Source organism: Pseudotabrizicola algicola (assembly GCF_010915705.1).
Classification (GTDB): domain Bacteria; phylum Pseudomonadota; class Alphaproteobacteria; order Rhodobacterales; family Rhodobacteraceae; genus Pseudotabrizicola; species Pseudotabrizicola algicola.
The window spans coordinates 135,046-150,644 of sequence record NZ_JAAIKE010000003.1; the positions used below are offsets into that span (position 1 = coordinate 135,046).

General features: G+C 63.0%; 14 protein-coding genes. 4 read left to right on the forward strand and 10 right to left on the reverse strand.

Going from position 1 to position 15,599, the window contains the following annotated elements; all coding sequences use genetic code 11:
- Positions 1–70: 70 nt before the first annotated feature.
- From G3572_RS10350 to G3572_RS10395, 10 genes are read right to left on the reverse strand one after another with little or no spacing between them, the layout of a single operon-like run.
- Positions 71–1,039 (reverse strand): ABC transporter ATP-binding protein, encoded by a 969-nt coding sequence (locus tag G3572_RS10350; RefSeq protein WP_164611487.1) that lies wholly within the window; start codon positions 1,037–1,039, stop codon positions 71–73.
- Positions 1,036–2,052: an ABC transporter ATP-binding protein gene (locus tag G3572_RS10355; protein ID WP_164611489.1), complete on the reverse strand. Its 1,017-nt coding sequence runs from the start codon at positions 2,050–2,052 to the stop codon at positions 1,036–1,038. Before G3572_RS10355 ends, G3572_RS10350 begins: the two co-directional genes overlap by 4 nt.
- Positions 2,049–3,437, reverse strand: a complete 1,389-nt coding sequence (locus G3572_RS10360) for a dihydroorotase (protein ID WP_164611490.1) — start codon at positions 3,435–3,437, stop codon at positions 2,049–2,051. Before G3572_RS10360 ends, G3572_RS10355 begins: the two co-directional genes overlap by 4 nt.
- Positions 3,434–4,855 (reverse strand): hypothetical protein, encoded by a 1,422-nt coding sequence (locus G3572_RS10365; protein ID WP_164611492.1) that lies wholly within the window; start codon positions 4,853–4,855, stop codon positions 3,434–3,436. The genes G3572_RS10360 and G3572_RS10365 overlap by 4 nt, the downstream gene beginning before the upstream one ends.
- Positions 4,852–6,030, reverse strand: coding sequence for a pyridoxal phosphate-dependent aminotransferase (locus G3572_RS10370; protein WP_164611494.1), 1,179 nt, complete (start codon positions 6,028–6,030; stop codon positions 4,852–4,854). Before G3572_RS10370 ends, G3572_RS10365 begins: the two co-directional genes overlap by 4 nt.
- Positions 6,027–7,247: a metal-dependent hydrolase family protein gene (locus G3572_RS10375; protein WP_164611496.1), complete on the reverse strand. Its 1,221-nt coding sequence runs from the start codon at positions 7,245–7,247 to the stop codon at positions 6,027–6,029. The genes G3572_RS10370 and G3572_RS10375 overlap by 4 nt, the downstream gene beginning before the upstream one ends.
- A 12-nt stretch (positions 7,248–7,259) precedes the next feature.
- Complete coding sequence (locus tag G3572_RS10380; protein ID WP_164611498.1) at positions 7,260–8,408, reverse strand: M24 family metallopeptidase; 1,149 nt, start codon at positions 8,406–8,408, stop codon at positions 7,260–7,262.
- A complete protein-coding gene (locus G3572_RS10385; protein WP_164611499.1) occupies positions 8,405–9,484 on the reverse strand; it encodes an Ldh family oxidoreductase in 1,080 nt (359 codons plus the stop codon). The genes G3572_RS10380 and G3572_RS10385 overlap by 4 nt, the downstream gene beginning before the upstream one ends.
- Before the next feature lies 1 nt (position 9,485).
- The gene (locus G3572_RS10390) at positions 9,486–10,370 is read right to left on the reverse strand and encodes a DUF4438 family protein (protein WP_164611502.1); all 885 of its coding nucleotides are present in this window, start codon (positions 10,368–10,370) and stop codon (positions 9,486–9,488) included.
- Positions 10,367–11,236 (reverse strand): DUF4438 family protein, encoded by an 870-nt coding sequence (locus G3572_RS10395; RefSeq protein ID WP_164611504.1) that lies wholly within the window; start codon positions 11,234–11,236, stop codon positions 10,367–10,369. Before G3572_RS10395 ends, G3572_RS10390 begins: the two co-directional genes overlap by 4 nt.
- 164 nt (positions 11,237–11,400) lie before the next feature.
- Here G3572_RS10395 and G3572_RS10400 point away from each other — a divergent pair, with 164 nt between their 5' ends.
- From G3572_RS10400 to G3572_RS10415, 4 genes are read left to right on the forward strand one after another with little or no spacing between them, the layout of a single operon-like run.
- Entirely contained in the window at positions 11,401–12,921 is a 1,521-nt protein-coding gene (locus tag G3572_RS10400) for a carboxypeptidase M32 (protein ID WP_164611506.1), read from the forward strand.
- A 4-nt stretch (positions 12,922–12,925) separates the two neighbouring features.
- Positions 12,926–14,113 carry a pyridoxal phosphate-dependent aminotransferase gene (locus tag G3572_RS10405; protein WP_164611508.1) on the forward strand — a complete coding sequence of 396 codons (1,188 nt, stop codon included), beginning with the start codon at positions 12,926–12,928 and terminating at the stop codon, positions 14,111–14,113.
- 11 nt (positions 14,114–14,124) lie between these two features.
- Positions 14,125–14,604 (forward strand): VOC family protein, encoded by a 480-nt coding sequence (locus G3572_RS10410; RefSeq protein WP_164611510.1) that lies wholly within the window; start codon positions 14,125–14,127, stop codon positions 14,602–14,604.
- Position 14,605: 1 nt separating this feature from the next.
- Entirely contained in the window at positions 14,606–15,595 is a 990-nt protein-coding gene (locus G3572_RS10415; protein WP_164611512.1) for a succinylglutamate desuccinylase/aspartoacylase family protein, read from the forward strand.
- Positions 15,596–15,599 lie beyond the last annotated feature (4 nt).

Here is a 15,599-nt window from a genome sequence, read left to right on the forward strand (position 1 = left end):
AACAACGCCTGACCGGTGCAATTCGGGATGAGCCCGGAAACGCTCGGGATTCAGGCCATTTTCTTGGCTTTTATGTCGTAAGGTGGCAGGCGCTGAAGTGATCCGGTCCGATCTGCTTTAGCGGGGGCACCGAGGCGGCACATTCAGCCACCGCACGGGGACAGCGTGTGCGGAACACGCAACCCGAGGGCGGATTGATCGGGCTCGGGATATCCCCCGTCAGGATCACGCGTTTGCGCTTGTGCCCCGGTTTGGGGATCGGCACCGCCGAAAGCAAGGCTTCGGTATACGGGTGGTTGGGGTTCGAATACAGCGTGGAAGAGGGCGCAATTTCCATCACCCGTCCCAGATACATCACGATCACCCTGTCGCAGATATGTTCGACGACAGCTAGATCGTGCGCGATAAACAGCATCGTCAGATCAAGGCTGTCTTTCAGATCATCAAGAAGGTTGATGACCTGCGCCTGAATAGACACGTCAAGCGCAGAGACCGGTTCGTCGGCCACCAGAAAATCAGGGTTCACCGCCAAGGCGCGGGCAATGCCGATGCGCTGGCGCTGGCCACCCGAAAACTCATGCGGAAAGCGATCCAAATAATCGGCAGACAGGCCGACCTGTTCCAGAAGCGCGATGCTGCGGTCTTCGTGCGTGTCAGGTGTGCCGATCTTGTGCAGGCGCAAGGCGTGGCCGATGGTCGTCCGGATCTTCTCGCGCGGGTTCAGACTGGCGTAGGGGTCCTGAAAGATGATCTGCATCCGCTTGCGATAGCGCCGCATTTCGAGCTTTGACAATCCCATGATATCGGTGCCGTCAAAGCTGACGCCGCCCGAGGTTGCCTCCTCCAGCCGTAGCAGCAGGCGGCCTACCGTGGTCTTGCCCGACCCGCTTTCGCCGACCAGTCCCACAACCTCACCCTTGCGGATGCCAAAGCTGATCCCGCTCACCGCCTTGACGTGGTTCACCACGCGGTTGAGCACGCCCCCGCGGATGGGGAAGTGCTTCACCAGACCCTCGACGCGGAGAAGTTCGGCGCTCATGCGGGCATCCTTTCAGAGAAATCGAGTTCTTTCCAGCGCAGGCATCTGACTTCGCGGCCCGGCAGGGCGGGTTCCAGTATGGGCTGGGTGGTTGTGCAGCGCGGCTCGGCATAGGTGCAACGGGTAGAAAAGCGGCAGCCTTTGGGCAGGCGTGACAGTGCCGGAACCTGCCCCGGAATGGTCAGCAGACGTGACTTGTTCTTGGAACTGCCCAGTTTGGGGATCGAGCGCATCAACCCCGCCGTATAGGGCATGCGGGGCCGTTCGAAGATGTCTTCTACCGGTCCGGTTTCGACAACCTGGCTGGCATACATGACGACGACACGGTTGGCCAACTCTGCCACCACGCCAAGGTCATGGGTGATAAACACCATCGCCATGCCAAGTTTCTGCTGCAATTCCTGCATCAGTTCGAGGATTTGCGCCTGAATGGTCACGTCAAGTGCTGTGGTAGGTTCGTCCGCGATCAGAAGGCTGGGCTGGCAGGCCAGCGCCATTGCGATCATCGCACGCTGGCGCATGCCGCCCGACATTTCGTGCGGGTAATTGTCGGCGCGGCGGCGCGGCTCGGGAATCCCCACCAGCGCCAGCAAGTCAATCGCACGTTCATGCGCCTGTTTGCGGTTCAGCCCTTCATGGCGGATCGGCACTTCGGCGATCTGATGCCCGATGGTGTGCACCGGGTTCAGGCTTGTCATCGGTTCCTGAAAAATCATGCCAATGTCCTTGCCACGCACACCGCGCATTTCGGCTTCGGACAAGGTGGTGAGTTCGCGGCCGCGCAGCTTGATTGACCCGCGCGAGATGCGGCCAACCCCCGCGGGCAACAGCCGCATGATCGACAGGCTGGTAACCGATTTTCCCGAACCGCTTTCCCCGACGATGGCAAGCGTCTCGCCCGCGTTCACGGTAAAGCTGACCCCGTCAACGGCGACGACATCAATCTTGCGACCCAGCGAAAAGGTTGTCTGCAGGTCGGTCACTTCCAGAAGCGGTGCGGCCCTGTCTGTCATCCTGCGGTCTCCTGATGGTGGGGGGTGATAAATCGGCCAAGGCCTTGGGCGCCCGTCAGGCTGCCATTCCAAACGGTCTGCCCGGCCAGCAGGGTGTGCACCACAGCACCCCGAAAGCGGGCGCCGTGGCTAAGGCGTGCGACAGAGCGGGCAGCCGTCAGCAAACCGCCCTCTGTGACATGGGTTTCGTCCGCCATGTCCACAAGAACGATATCGGCGTCAGCACCCGGCGCAAGCTTGCCTTTGCCTGGCAAGGCGAAGCGCTGCGCGGCGGCCCCCGAAACGAGCCGCATTGCCTGCCCAATCGTCAATCTGCCCAAGGCTACGGCATCGAGCAGGGTGGGCAGCAGCACCTCGGTTCCCGGATGACCGGGCGGCGCGGTCAGGAAGTTGCCTTCGTGCGCGGCCTTTTCGGCGGCCGAGAAGGCGGCATGGTCGGTCGTGACATGGCCAATGGTGCCATCGCTCAGGGCGTCCCAGAGCGCCGCGCGATCGGCGGCCTGTCGGATCGGCGGGTTGATCTTGGCGCAGACGCCAGCACGGGCAACGTCATCGGCGGTATAGGTCAGATAATGCGGACAGGTTTCGGCGCTGAAATCGGAACTGCCTGCAAAGCGGCGCAGAACCTCTACCGTATCCGCGCTGGTGACATGGGCGATGTGCAGCTTTGCCCCTGCGGTGATGTTCATGGTCAGCAGTTGTGCCACGGCAAGCGCCTCGGCCAGAGGGGGGCGGGCGGCGTTATGCGTTGCGGCATCTGCGGGATCAAGCAAGGCCGCGGCCGACTCCGCCTGCGCCAGCAGGCCTGCATGTTCGGCATGCACCACGACGGGCAGGCCGATCCGCGCAGCCAGTTGCAGCACGCGCAGCTGATCGGCGGCGTGGGGCCATGCAAGCCCGGCAAATTCATGCTCGCGGCCCACAGGCGCAGGGGTGGTGAATATCTTGAGCGCGACAATCCCCGATGCGGCCAAGGCATCAAAGGCGGCTTCGGTCAGTTCGACCGGAGCGGCGTATAGGCCAAAGTCGATGTGTGCGCTCTGGGAAAAGTGGTCCCGACGCAGGGCCACGCGGTCTGGCGCATTACAGCACGGATCGGTGATCGGCATTTCGAAAACGGTCGTGATGCCGCCCTTGGCGCAGGCTGCGGTCTCCGAGGCTACGGTGCCGCGTTGCGGATAGGCCGGCGCACGTATGTGGCAGTGAATGTCGATCGCGCCGGGCAGCACCATCAATCCGCTGGCATCGATCTGGCGGGCAGCTTCTGCCGTTTCGCCGGGGGAAAGGAGTGCAGCGATCTGGCCATGTTTGACCAGCACGCTCCCCGCCACCGGCCCGTCGGGCGACAGCACAGTGCCGCCCGAGATGATGACGCTGTCGGTCATTTCAGACCCAGCTCCGTCAGGGCCTGTGCCACACCATCCAGATGCGTCAGGTGCATGGAGGCATAATTGGGTGACAGCACGATGCCATGCCCGCCCGCCCGATAGGTTGCGTGGACCGAGCGATAGGCGATATCGGTGGTCATCTTGGCGGTGTCGGGACGTGATCGCGGCGCGTCCACGCCGATGCCCATATAGACCTTGGCCTTTCCTTCGACGCCGCGCAGCGCATCTTCGCACTGGCCAAAGACATAGGTATCCGGGTCCATCCCCGCGCCAACGATCTGATCGAAGGGCGCTTCCTTCAGCCCAAGGATGCGGAACAGGGCGGTTGTCGCCTCGGCTGGCGCGAAATCGCGCAGCACCGTCTTGCGGAAGAACGACAACTCCTTGGCCCAGACCTCGCCCGCCTGATGCTGATAGGTGATCGGCTTGACGAAATCGGCATAGCGGGTCTGTTCGGCCCAGGGCCATTGCGCGCGGCGGATCAGGTTGAAGTGGTTGCGGTTCCAGATGTTCAGGCCGAAAGGCAGGTTCGGCTTGCACCATTTGACCAGACCATAAAGCTCGCGGTCCAGATCCTTGTTGCGCTCCAGCCAGAACCTTTCCCAGATCAGCGCTTCGGGATTCTCCAGCAGCACGCGGAGGAAGGTGATCAGGCTGCCATCGGCAAAGGCCTTGCCCGCTGCCGCTTCTTGCATGAAATCGTAGAGCCGCAGCAGCGCCTGACGGCAGGCCTCGACATTGACGCCCCGCGACTCTGCCTCGGCACGGGAGGCGGCCGAGAAGTCCCCCGGCGCGCCGCCCTGGATGAGCGTATCGAGCGGCGAATTGCGCTCATTGCACCACATGAAGCCGTCAAGATCATGGTTGCGGACCTGATCTTCGATCATGGAGTGAATCCACGACCGGTAGCCGGGGTGCGAGGTAGACGGCTCGCCGCCCAGTCGCCCGAAAATGTCGATGTCCATCGCTTGTGGCAGGGTGGGGATTTCCACGGCTGCCGCAGATCCGTGACCCGCATATTTGAAGAACGGCTCCATCAACTCGACATAGACCTTCATGCCGCGCTCGTGGGCGTCGGGGAGAACCATCTTCAGGATGTCCTTGCCCGCAAACTCGGGATCGCGGCTGCGGTAATCTGCCATGAAGGTGTCGCGGTAATAGCGCGGATCGGGGTCGAAATAGGCGCCGCCCCGCATCTGGTAGGGTTCCGGCACCCCATGATCGGGCCAGCCATCCAGCGCATGGCTGATCGAGCGGCCTGACTTCAGGCCCAGCCAGGACACGGTGCCAAGCATCAGCACATTGACGCCCACGCGGTTCTGAAGCGTGTCCAGAACCGTGTCGACGCCTTCATCGATAAAGGAAATCGGGCTGATCTGGATGCCGACGAATTTTTCGGACGGGTTCGGGGTCATGCCGCATCCTTCCGCTTTTGCACAAAGGCGCTGATGCGGGCCATTGCCTCCTTGATGACCGGAAGCGGCTGCAGATAGCCGATGCGGATGAAATAGGGGTTCTCGTCGCCAAACAGCGCGCCGGGGAACACCATCACACCGGTTTCCCGCAGCAATTGCTCGCAGAACTCGGGCGCGTTCATGCCGGTGGAGGAGATGTTGACGTAGATGTAGAAGGCCCCGCCAGGATGGCCGTAAGTGAAGCCTGCTTCGGTCAGCGCGGGCATCAGCCAGTCACGGCGTTCCTGATACTCGGCCAGCATTTCGTTGATCGGCTCCTGTGGGCCAGTCAGCGCGGCAAGGGCCGCGAACTGGCTGACGGTGCAGGTGTTGATCGACAGCGAATGGCGGGTTTCGGTCATCTTGACCACGAAATCCTTGGGCGCGGCCAAGTAGCCCACGCGCCAGCCGGTCATCGCATAGGTCTTGGAAAAGCCGTTCAGCGTGATCGTGCGCTCTTTCATCCCCGGCAAGGTGGCGATGGAAAGATGCTCGTTTGGCGCATAGATCATGCGGGCATAGATTTCATCCGACACGATGATCAGATCATGCTTGATCGCCAGATCGGCGATCTTGCGGATCATGTCGGGCGGGGTGACCGCGCCGGTTGGATTGTTGGGGGTGACGAGCACGAACATGCGGGTGCGCGGCGTGATGCGGGCCTCGATCTCGGCCACGTCCAGCGCGAAGTCGTCTTTTTCATAGGTCGGAACCGGCACGGGGACACCGCCACACAGATGCACCGCCGTGTCATAGGTGGTAAAACGCGGAGAGGTGATCAGAACCTCATCCCCCGGCGCCACGAGCCCCAGCATGGTCAGCATGATGGATTCCTGCACACCTGCCGTCACCACGATTTCGTCGGCCTCGTAATCCAGCCCGTAGGTGCCGTTCAGATCGGCCACGATGGCCTGACGCAGGGCGGGCAGGCCGGTGGGGCCGGTGTAATGGTGCTGGTTGGCATCGAGCGCGGCCTTGGCGGCATCGACAATATGCGCGGGCGTGTGGAAATCGGGGTCGCCGCGCCCCATCGCGATCACATTGGTCAGGCCCGACGCGATGCCCAGCATCTTGGTGCGGAAAGACCCGTCTTCTTCGGTGATCCGGGGGGCCAGTCGTTCAACAAGCAGGCTCATCCGTGCATCCTCTTTCCAGCGACATAGGTGGTGCGCACACGTTCCAGCGCGAATAGGTCTTGATCGGGGTTGCCGTCCACCACGATCAGGTCTGCGGCCTTGCCGGCCTCGAGCGTTCCGATCAGGTGATCCATCTTCGACAGGCGGGCGGCGCGGATGGTGATGGAGTGCAGGGCATCGATGTTGTCGGGGCAGACGCCGACCTTGACCATATGCGCGAGTTCGGGGGCGACCACATCATGTTCGACCGCAGGGCTGCCAGCGTCGGTGCCGAATACGATCGGCACGCCCGCCTCGGCCGCCTTCTTCAGGCCCGCATAGCGCGACGGGTCGGCAACTGCCTTGATGCGCTCTTCGATCTTCCACTCGGGGATGCCGAACTTGCGGGCAATCTCGGGCTGGCTTTGCTGGACCAGCGGCGCAAAGGTGGTGACGATGGGAAGCTTCTTCTCCAGCAGCAGGGCAATGGTTTCATCCGACATGCTGCCGCCGTGTTCGATGCAATCCACCCCGAATTTCGCCACGCGGTTGATGCAGGCATCATAGGTGGCATGCGCGGTGACGGGCAGGCGGTTGCGGTGGGCCTCGTCGACCACCGCTTCCAGTTCGGCATCGGTGAATTCCAGCGTGTCATGGCAGGCCATGATCTTGATGAGGTCGGCGCCGCCCTTGACCTGTTCGCGCACCGCGCGGCGCATCTCGTCGGGGCCGGAAGCCTCGCGGCACACCCAATAGGTGTGCCCGCCCGTCTGGATGATGGCAGCGCCGCACACCTTCAGACGGGGGCCGGGGAAGATGCCCTGCTCGACCGCCTGCTTGGAGTATAGGTTCATGTCATGGAAACCGAGATCGCGCACCATGGTGATGCCCGCGCGCAGGGATTTGAGCATGTTGCCCGCCGCCTTGAAGGCGCTCATCGGTTTGGGGTCGTCCATCGACTGGCGGGCCAGATCATGGATGCCGTCCCAGTTCAGGTGCGCGTGGCTGTTGATCATGCCCGGCATGATGGTGCCGCCTGTTTCGGTCACGTCGCCCTTTGGCATTTCGGCGCGGGGGCCGACGGCAAGGATCTTGCCGCCACCGATCTGCACGAAACCATCCTCGATCACGTCGCCCGCCATGGTCAGGACGCGCCCGGCCAGAATGCGGTCTTCCGCGGAGATGTCGAACATCGGTTTGGTGATCTTCTGATAGCGCCAGGCTGCGGGTTCAGGCATGTCAAAGGCTCCTCAGGCGGGGATGATACGGGTGTGTGCGGGGTGGTCGGACTGGAAGCGGCTTGCCGTTTCACAGCCGGTGTCGGTGACGATCAGCGTTTCGATGCAGCGCCAGCCGTCGAGTTCGGGGCGGTAGATGCCCGGCTCGCAGGAAAACACCATGCCGGGGGCAGCGGGGGTGGCATCGCCGGGGGAAAGCCAAGGGGCCTCGTGCCCCTCGACACCCATCCCATGCCCGATGCGGTGGCGGATCGCATCGCCAAACCCCGCAGCGCGGATGGGGGCAAGCGCTGCCTCATTCACAGCGGAGCAAGGCAGCCGGCGCGTCAGTGCGTCAACCGTCGCGGCGTTCGCGGCATCCATCGCGGCCATCACGCGGGCCTGTTCCGAGGTGATGTCGCCATAGACCAGCGTCACCCCGCTTTCGGCGTGATACCCGCCCAATGAACAGCCGATGCCCGCGATGATCGGCTCGCCCTTTTGCGGGCGGCGGGCCAGCACGGTGCCATGCGGCAGTGCCGCACGGGGGCCGGAATGGACCGATGCGGTGATGCCCATCTTGGTGCCCTGAAAGGCCGCCCCATGCCGGGCGGCCAAGGCCGCGCGGGCGTGGCCGGTGGCATCGGCCATCAGGTCGAGTTCTGTGCCGCCCGCGCCGATGATGTCGCCGCCCGCGGCCAGCAGGCGGGTCAGCACCATATCGGCATAGCGCGCGGCTTCGCGGATCAGGTCGAGCTCGGCGGGGTGCTTCACGGCGCGTTCGGGAAGCACATGATCGGTCAGATCGATTTGCGCGATCTGTTGTGCGGCGGTCAGCAAGCGCGCCTCTAGCGCGTCGACGCCGATGCGGCGCGCGCGGGTCTGGCCCAGCATCCACAGCACGGGCGGCACATCGCCCGGAAACTCCGGATATGTGGCGACAGTGACACCGGCGACGGACAGCGCGTTTTCCAGTTCCAGATGCGGCACCATCAGGACCGGATCACCCGCCACCGGCAACCAAAGGCCCATCGGCCGTTCGTTCACCGAAAACATCCAGCCCGTTGCATAGGCCAGATTGCCCGGCGCAAGGATCAAGAGACCGTCGAGCCCCGATGCCGCTGCCCTTGCGCGCAGCCGGTCCCGGACCGTGTCGCGAAAGGCGGGAGGAAGCGGCTTCATAGGACAGAGTCCCGATAGGGCCCGACGGTCTCGATCTCGGCGGCGATCCCCAGCTCGCGGCCCAGATTGCGCAGATCGGCCAGCACCTCGTCGTCCAGCGGCACGCCTGCGGCGGATTTGCGGGCAACGCGGCGCGCCTCTTGCTCGCCCGGCAGCAAGATTTCGCTGAAGCCTGGGCGCAGGGCGCGGGATTTGACCATGCCGGCAAAGTCGTCCATGCGGGCGCGGAATTCGTCCAGCGGCATGAACCATTCGATGTCGATCGCGGTCAGGGTGTGGCTGACATCGAGCTTGGCCTGGTCGGCATAAGGGGTCAGGCCATAGCCGCCGCCACCGATCACGCCGGTCAGAACATCGGTCATGAAGGCAAGGCCATAGCCCTTGTAGGTGCCGATCCCCAGCAAGGCGCCTGCCATCGCGGCATTCGGGTCATCGGTTTCGGCGCCGTCGGGCGTCAGCGCCCAATCCAGCGGCATCGGTTTGCCCTCACGCGCGTGCCATTGCATCATCCCTTTGCCCGCCGTGGTCAGCGCGATGTCGAGCACGACTGGAAAGCCAAGGCCGGTGGGTGCGGCAATACCCCAAGGGTTGGTGCCGACCGCACCTTCGCGCCCGCCCCAAGGCGCCATTTCCGGCCCTGCGTTGGTAAAGGATGTGCCGATGCAGCCAGCCTCGGCGGCCTGAACCGCATGGACGGCGCTGCTGCCGTAATGGGTGGAATTGCGCACGATCACCTGACCGATGCCGCAGACCTTGGCCTTCTGGATGGCCAGCCGCATCGCCCGGGCCGCCGCCACAGTGCCGATACCATTGTGCGCATCGACAAGGGCCAGCGCGGGGCTTTCCTTCACCACTTCCCAGGGTGCGGATACGTTCACCAACCCCGCCGCGATCCGTTCCTGATAGCGGCGCAGGCGGCGGACGCCTTGGCCATGACCGGGGTGAAAGCGAAGTTCGGAAAAGATGAGCGCATCGGCAAAGATGCCTGCATCTTCCTCGGGCAGGCCGAGGGCGCGGAAACCTGCGACCATGAAGGCGTGCAGACTGTCGCGGGTGACGGATGTCATCTTGATCATCTCAGGCCTCCACAGCCAGCAGGTCGGCGATGTTTGCGTCCGGGGTGATGAAACTGCCCAACTGGCCAGCGGGGGCTGTCATCAATAGGCAGATGCCGGGGCCATATCCGGCACGCGGGCCATCGGTGGCGCAGACCACGCCAATGGCGTGCGCGCCGCGCAGGTAACCGTGGTTATAGCGGCTGTCGGTGTCTTCCAGCGCCACCAGATCGCCAAGCCGCAGTTTGTCCAGCCCGCGTTCGGCCAGTTGCGCACGGTCGGTCGATTGCATGTGGATGCTCCCGCCCTCGGATGTTAGCCCCAGACCCGCGCCGACCAGATGGGCAGGAATGGTGGCCGTCACGCCGAAGTCGATGCGCGCGCCCTCGCGGCGGTTCGGGAGAAGCGCCAGCAGATTCGGCGCGATGCCCTTGAGCATCACTTCGGGGTGGTCGGTGAGCGTCATGCCCATGCCTTCGGAGCGGATGATGATCTGGTCGCCCACCGCCATCTTCGCGCGCGCGTCTTTCGGGAAATGGATGATGACTTGTTCCGAGAAGCGGCCCGACTTGCCTGTGACCACGCCGACGGTGCCGGCCGCTTGCCCGGTCATCACCTTTGCGCGGTTGCCGATGCAGGCATAGACGTTCAGGCCCCGGTTACGGGTGTCTTCGGGCTGTTTGATCGACACGCCGGGGTGGATGCAATCTGCCGCCCAGCCAAAGGCACGGTCACCGACACTGACGTTATAGATGATGCCGCCATAGGTCGGCAGCAGGAATGCCGTTCCGTCAGACGCAAGGCGATAGGGCTCGGCGGGAAGGCCCGGAAAGCCGGGGTGCGCGATGGAACCGGCTACAGACACGGCAACCAGATCGGCGGCATTTGTGGCAAGTGGCGCGGTCATGTCAGGCTCCGGATGTTCAGCGAGTGCGCGATGTTGGCGGCAGGGTCGACGGTGAAGCCAAGGCTCTCCGCTGGCCCGGTGATCAGGGTCAGGATGCCGGGGCCGTGGCCGGTCATGATGGAGTCGCCGTGGATGCAGAGGCAGATTGCCACCCAACCCGGCCGGAATGATCGGCCAAAGCGGTGGTCGACATCGCGAATGGCAATCAGGTCGCCCAGTTTCATCTGGTCGATGCCCAAATCGGCCATCAAGGCCCGATCCCCCGACATCAGATCCTGATCGACATATTCCGCATTCAGCTCTGCTCCCGATCCCATGATGCGGGCTGGCAGTTCCATCGCCACAGGGCAGATGATCTGGCCGTTTTCCTCGCGCAGGCCATAGGCGCGGGCCAGCGCGGGGCTGGTTTTCTTGAATTCAAGCGCGCGGTGGTCTGCCAGCCGGATGCCACGCCCCTTGGCGCGAATCTGGATGGTATCACCGATCATCAGGTCTTCCAGCACCTCGGGCGCGAAGTCGACAAGGATGCGGGCGTGCTCGCCGGTAACGATACCCTTGGCCCCGCGCGCAAGGCCTGTCATCACCTCGGCCTCATTGCCGATGCAGGTCAGATAATGCAGCGCGAAGTCGGCTTTCTCGTCGCTGTTGGCGATGGAGACGCCGGGTTCGACGTGATCGCCCGCCCAGCCAAACGCCCTGTCCCCCACGCGCGCATTATATGCAATGCCGGACATTCCGGGCAAAGTCGCGGCGCGTCCATCGGGCCAGTGCAAATAGGCCCCTTGCCGGATCGTGGGCTGGCTGACCTGCCCGGTCACCGCCATTTCTACCAGATCATCAACGTTCCAAACCAGGCTCTCGGTCATGCGGCTCCCCGGAATTTTCTCTGGTCCGGGGCCAGGAATGTTTTCTTGACAACCTCGGACGACTCAAACGATAGTAGCTTTGTCGATTGTCGACAACATACAATTTACCAGAGGGCGAAGGAACTTCGAACAGCGGTTCCCGAGCAAGAACGAAAGCAGGTTGAATGGGTTACGCCGCGTTTGCTGAACGTATGGGTCAGGTCAATGACATCCTGAATGCCAAATCTATCCTTGGCTGGGATGCCCGCACGATGATGCCGCCGGGCGGTGCAGAGACGCGCGCCAAGCAATTGGCAACCCTTTCGGTGTTGGCGCGTGACCATCTTGTTGCCGATGAAACCCGCAGCTTGCTCGATAAGGCCGAGGCAGAGGTTTCCGGCCTGCCCGCAGACAGTGTCGAGCGCACAATTTGTGCGCAAACGCGGGAAGCGATTGATTACCACCTGCGGATTCCGGCCGATCTGGTGCGCCGACGGGCCGAGACGGGGTCGATCGGGCAAGATATCTGGGCGCGGGCGCGTGCCGATGATGATTTCATGTCTTTCGCGCCGGTTCTCGAGGAAACTGTCTCGCTTAACCGTGAAATGGCAGAGCATATCGGTTATTCTGCACATCCCTATGATGCGCTGATGCATCGCTTCGAGCCAGGCGAAACGGTGGCTTCGCTCAAGACGCTTTTTGCCACCCTGCGCGAGGGCATGTTGCCTCTTTTGCGGGCGATTGCGGAAAAGGAAGGGCCGCGGTTTGATTTCCTCCAGCGCCCGTTCCCCAAGGACCAGCAACTTGCCTTCGGCCTCAAGATGGCCGAGCGCGTGGGGTATGATCTGAACCGCGGGCGGCTGGATACCACCGTGCATCCGTTTGAGGTTTCATTCACCCGCAACGACGTGCGCATCACCACCCGCGTGGTGGAAGACTGGATGCCCGCCTGCCTCTTCGGGTCGCTGCACGAAGCGGGCCATGCGCTGTATGAACAGTATTGCGATCCGGCCTTTACCCGCACCCCTCTGGCCACGGATCTGGTCGGGCTCTATGCGGTGGGGGGCGTCAGCTTTGGCGCGCACGAAAGCCAGTCGCGCCTGTTCGAGAACCACGTAGGCCGCAGCCGCGAGTTCTGGGAACTGAACTTTGCCGAGGCGCAGGCGACTTTTCCCGATCAGCTTTCCGATATTGATGCCGAAACTTTCTGGCGCGCGGTCAACCGTGTGGCCCCCGGTTTCATTCGTGTGGAAGCGGACGAACTAACCTATGATTTCCACATCATGCTGCGCGTCGACATCGAAGCGGCGTTGATTGATGGCAGCCTGAAGGTCGCCGATCTGCCCGAGGCGTGGAATGCCAAGATCAAGGAATACCTTGGCCTCGATGTGCCCAACAACCGTCTGGGCGTATTGCAGGATGTGCACTGGTCTTCGGGTCAGATCGGGACCTTCTGCAATTACACCATCGGCAACGTGATGGCGGGCCAGTTGTTTGAAGTGGCCACCAAGGATGCCGCCGTCGCCGAAGGCATGGCTTCGGCCAATTACGTGCCGCTGCGCGAATGGATGACCGAGCATGTGCATCGCCACGGTCGCCGCTACAGCCGCAACCAGTTGCTGGAAAAGGCAACCGGGCGCGCGCTGGACCCGGCCCCCTACATCGCGCACCTGACCGCCAAGTATTCTGAAATCTACGGGATATGATCCGATGACCGAAGCCACCAGCCGCCTTGCCACCCGCGTCAAGCTCAAGGACGCGCATCTTGTGACCCGGATGACGGACATCGCCGAAGGTCTGCCCGATGTCATCAAGCTCGGTCGCGGCGACCCGGATCTGGACACGCCCGCGCATATCATCAAGGCGGGGCAGGAGGCGCTGGCCAATGGGGCCACGCATTACATGCACCCGCTCGGGATGCCCGCGCTGCGCCGCGCGATTGCCGACAACATAGCGGCCTATGGCGGGGCGCGCTATGAGCCGGAAAACATCGTGGTGACGCCCGGCGGGCAGCACGCGATGTTTGTGATCGCCTTGGCGCTGTTGAACCCCGGCGACGAGATTATGGTGCCGTGTCCGGGGTATAACCCCTACCATCAGGCGGCCGAGATGGCAGGGGCCGAAACGGTTCATATCCGCACCTCGATGGAGACGAACTTTTGCGTCACCGCCGAGATGGTGCGGGCGCATATCACGCCGCGGTCAAAGATCCTTGTGCTGATTAACCCCAACAATCCGACCGGCACGGTGACCCCGCCCGCCGAGGTGGCGCGGATTGCCGAGGTGGCGAAAGAGCACGACCTGATCGTGATTTCAGACGAGATCTACTCCCGCCTGACCTATGGCAACCACACGGTGCAGCCGGTGGCTGCGCTGCCGGGGATGTTTGAACGCACGATCACCCTGTCGGGCATGTCAAAGGCCTATGCCATGACGGGATGGCGGATCGGCTATTTCGCAGGCCCGCCCGATCTGATTCCGGCTCTGGCCGAGATCAACCATGCCTTCGCCATCTCGACGGCTTCTGTCAGCCAGCACGCGGCTCTGGCAGCCCTGACCGGCCCGCAGGACTGTGTGGAAGACATGCGCGCCATCTATGACGAGCGTCGCCGCGTGCTGTGCGCCGGCCTGACCGAGCTGGGCATTCCCTATGCCGAGCCGCAGGGGGCGTTCTACGTTTACGCCGATGTGTCGAAAACCGGGATCGGAGCCACGCTGTTTTGCGAGCGTCTGCTGCGCGAAGGCCAGGTGCTGATGTATCCGGGCGGCATCTACGGCGATTACACGGATGATTTCGTGCGCATGTCGCTGACCCAGCCCGTTGCCCGCATCCGCGAGGCGCTGACCCGTATGAAAGCGGTGGTAGACACCATCCGCGCCGAAACCCGCGCCGCCTGAAGGAGGAAAAGATGAAAACCGACAACCCGAATGTGATCGGCATCAAGCACATGGCCTTTGGCGTGCGCGATGCGGAAAAGGCGCTGGAAACCTATGCGCGGTTTCTGGACGTGCCTGCCGACACGGAAATCACCATCTTTCCAAAGTCGAAGAACAAGGTCGCGCTCTTCAACCTTGGCGGCATCGAATACCAACTTTGTGAGTCGCTGGACCCGGAAGGCCGCTTTGCCAAGTGGATCGATGAACGTGGCCATGAGGGCCTGCACCACATCTGCTATGAGGTGAACAACATCGACGAAGCCTTGGCGCATGCACAGGCCAAAGGCGCCAGCCTGCGAATCTGTCAGGCTTGCCAGAAGTATGGCTCGCACCCGCACCCTGAAGGCTGGGTTGCGTTCCTCGACAATGACGCGGGCGGCATCGAGATCGAGTTCATGCAGGTCTATACGCCCGAGCAACTCAAAGAATACGAAGCGTTCAAGGGGATCTGAGATGAGCGGCAAGACCATAACCGTCGGCACCGCCTCGGCAGAACCCGGCAGCGTCGCGCGCGGTGTCATCCCTGTCACCACTCTTGCCGGTGGAACCGCGCTGGATATTCCGGTGGTGATTGTGAACGGCGTGAATGCCGGTCCGGTGTTCTGGGTCAACGGGGCAATCCACGGCGACGAACCCGAAGGCCCGCTGGCCTGCCAGATCGCCCTGCGCGAGGTCGATCCGGCGCAGCTTTCCGGCACGCTGGTGATGTGCCCGGTGGTGAATGTGCCCGCGTTCGAGGCGGCGCAGCGCGGCAATCCCGCCGATACCTTCAGCTATGACATGAACCGCATCTATCCGGGGCGCGAGAACGGTTATCTGTCCGAACGTGTGGCCGCAGCCCATGCCGCAGCAATGGGGCCGGTGGCGGATTTCGAGATCTCGATCCACTCGGGGGGCGCCCATTCCTTCCTAGACAAGTCGATGTTCATCGACGAGTCGCCCGAAAGCGTGGAGCTTGGCACCGCGATGGGGCCGGGCTGGGGTTGCATCATGTCGAACTTCAACCCGACGGGCAGCCCGATGGCTTACCTGAAGAAGTTGGGCAAGGTGGGCATCACGGTCGAGTTGGGCGGACGTTCGGCCACCTCGCCCGAGGCCTTTGCCCGCATCGGGCGCGAGCTTGCCAATTCGATCCTGAACATCCTGCGCCATTACAAGATGTATCCGGGGCAGGCCGAATACCCGTCGCCGCGTTACAAGGGCCAGCAAGAGGCATTGCTTGCGCCTGCATCTGGCATCTTTGTGCCCGAACCGGGCGTGAAGTTCCTGACCATGATGAAGAAGGGCGACCGGATCGCGCGGATCAAGAGCATCTTTGGCGACGAACTGGGTGAGATTACCGCGCCCGCCGATGGCATGTTCTTCGGCCTCCGCGCCCTGCCGAACGTGACGACCGGCGATTGGTGCTGCTTCTTCTGCAAGGTCGAAGGAACGAGGGACTGACCCG

Bases quoted from the DNA above. Each gene is read 5' to 3' on its own strand.
- G3572_RS10350 (WP_164611487.1), bottom strand. From the start codon at position 1,039: ATGAGCGCCGAACTTCTCCGCGTCGAGGGTCTGGTGAAGCACTTCCCC.
- G3572_RS10400 (WP_164611506.1), top strand. From the start codon at position 11,401: ATGGGTTACGCCGCGTTTGCTGAACGTATGGGTCAGGTCAATGACATC.
- G3572_RS10385 (WP_164611499.1), bottom strand. From the start codon at position 9,484: ATGATCAAGATGACATCCGTCACCCGCGACAGTCTGCACGCCTTCATG.
- G3572_RS10415 (WP_164611512.1), top strand. From the start codon at position 14,606: ATGAGCGGCAAGACCATAACCGTCGGCACCGCCTCGGCAGAACCCGGC.
- G3572_RS10365 (WP_164611492.1), bottom strand. From the start codon at position 4,855: ATGACCCCGAACCCGTCCGAAAAATTCGTCGGCATCCAGATCAGCCCG.
- G3572_RS10355 (WP_164611489.1), bottom strand. From the start codon at position 2,052: ATGACAGACAGGGCCGCACCGCTTCTGGAAGTGACCGACCTGCAGACA.
- G3572_RS10370 (WP_164611494.1), bottom strand. From the start codon at position 6,030: ATGAGCCTGCTTGTTGAACGACTGGCCCCCCGGATCACCGAAGAAGAC.
- G3572_RS10405 (WP_164611508.1), top strand. From the start codon at position 12,926: ATGACCGAAGCCACCAGCCGCCTTGCCACCCGCGTCAAGCTCAAGGAC.
- G3572_RS10390 (WP_164611502.1), bottom strand. From the start codon at position 10,370: ATGACCGCGCCACTTGCCACAAATGCCGCCGATCTGGTTGCCGTGTCT.
- G3572_RS10360 (WP_164611490.1), bottom strand. From the start codon at position 3,437: ATGACCGACAGCGTCATCATCTCGGGCGGCACTGTGCTGTCGCCCGAC.
- G3572_RS10375 (WP_164611496.1), bottom strand. From the start codon at position 7,247: ATGCCTGAACCCGCAGCCTGGCGCTATCAGAAGATCACCAAACCGATG.
- G3572_RS10395 (WP_164611504.1), bottom strand. From the start codon at position 11,236: ATGACCGAGAGCCTGGTTTGGAACGTTGATGATCTGGTAGAAATGGCG.
- G3572_RS10410 (WP_164611510.1), top strand. From the start codon at position 14,125: ATGAAAACCGACAACCCGAATGTGATCGGCATCAAGCACATGGCCTTT.
- G3572_RS10380 (WP_164611498.1), bottom strand. From the start codon at position 8,408: ATGAAGCCGCTTCCTCCCGCCTTTCGCGACACGGTCCGGGACCGGCTG.